Source organism: Vibrio sp. Vb0888, assembly GCF_033338835.1.
In the GTDB taxonomy this organism is placed as follows: Bacteria; Pseudomonadota; Gammaproteobacteria; order Enterobacterales; family Vibrionaceae; genus Vibrio; species Vibrio alginolyticus.
Genome location: NZ_JAWOTL010000123.1, coordinates 1 through 1,432 on the forward strand (window position 1 = coordinate 1; position 1,432 = coordinate 1,432).

Below are 1,432 nucleotides of genomic sequence, written 5' to 3' on the forward strand. Positions count from 1 at the left end.
CACTACTCGGTCATTACCGCCGTTACCCACTGCAAATTATTCTCGTCTGGTTAGGCTTAACGCTTGGTGTTTCGCTTCTCGTTGGTGTTACTTCTATCAACCAACATGCGAAGCAGAGTTACGAAACAGGTGAGAAGCTTTTCTCAAACCCACTTCCTTACCGAATTCGTACCAAACATTCTGCAAATAAAATTCCTCAAGGGTTTTACATTCAGTTGCGCCGCGCTGGTTTCAACCAATGTGCGCCTTTTGACGTCCTTCATCTGGATGCCAAAACGGACATGAACTTGATGCTCGTTGGCATCGATCCTGTCGCAATGACCCCTCTTCAGCACGGCAAGTCACTTAATGAGATGCCTGTTCTTTCCTTGATGAAGCCGCCGTATCCGATCTTGATCAGTCAAGATTTGGCGTCTTACATGAACTGGCAAGACGGTGACTTTATCGAGTTGAATGACGGCAGTCGTCTTGGCCCTGTCCAAGTGGATCAAAACAAGCTCTTATCAGGTACACGTTTAGTTACCGACATTTCTTTATTAAGAATGTTGAAGCGAAGCTCGGGCCTTTCAGCGATTTCATGTGGCGAGATGCCAGAAGAAAAACTGATCGCATTAAAAAACATACTGCCAAATGGCATGACTTTGGTTCGAAACACTCGTACTGAGCTTGAATCTTTGACCAAAGCATTCCACATGAACCTAACCGCGATGGGGATGTTGTCATTTTTGGTTGGACTTTTTATCTTCTATCAAGCGATGTCACTATCTTTTATTCAGCGTCAGAGATTAGTCGGCATTTTGCGTCAAACCGGTGTGAATGGAACCCAATGGGCGCAAGCGCTATTACTGGAGCGCTCGATACTCGTTTTGGTCGCTTGGGCTTGCGGTAACTTCTTTGGACTCATGTTGGCGAACGAGTTGATCCCTGCAGTATCTTCCAGTTTGAGCGATCTATATGACGCCAACGTTGGCCTTACTATCGGTTGGTCGTGGCAGTCGAGTTTATACAGTTTGATTATGTCGGCAATGGGCGCTCTGATTTCCTGTTTGTGGCCACTGATTCGATTGTTGAAATCGCAACCAATTCGCTTGTCTTCGCGTTTATCGTTAATGCGCTTTGCAGGAAGAGAGTTTTCTTGGCAAGCATTGGCGGCATGTGCTTTCTGTGTAGCCGCGGTTGCGGTTTACCAAGCACCTAAAACGCAAGAGACGGGTTTTGCCATTATCGCATTGATGTTGGTGAGTGTGGCTCTATTCATGCCATTTTTGATGTGGCACATGTTCCAAAGCTTCTCATACACGTTACGCTGGGTTCGTGTGCGTTGGTTCTTTGCTGATGCGGCGGCAAGTATGAGCTATCGTGGTGTCGCAACGATGGCGTTTATGTTGGCACTCGCTGCGAATATTGGTGTTGAGACCATGGTGGGTAGCTT

Annotated in this window: 1 protein-coding gene; it reads left to right on the plus strand. The window is 46.8% G+C overall.

Annotated features, from left to right (window positions below):
* Nucleotides 1-1,432 (plus strand): ABC transporter permease (locus R7P72_RS24350; protein WP_318110874.1); only part of this gene is annotated, 1,432 nt, incomplete at both ends.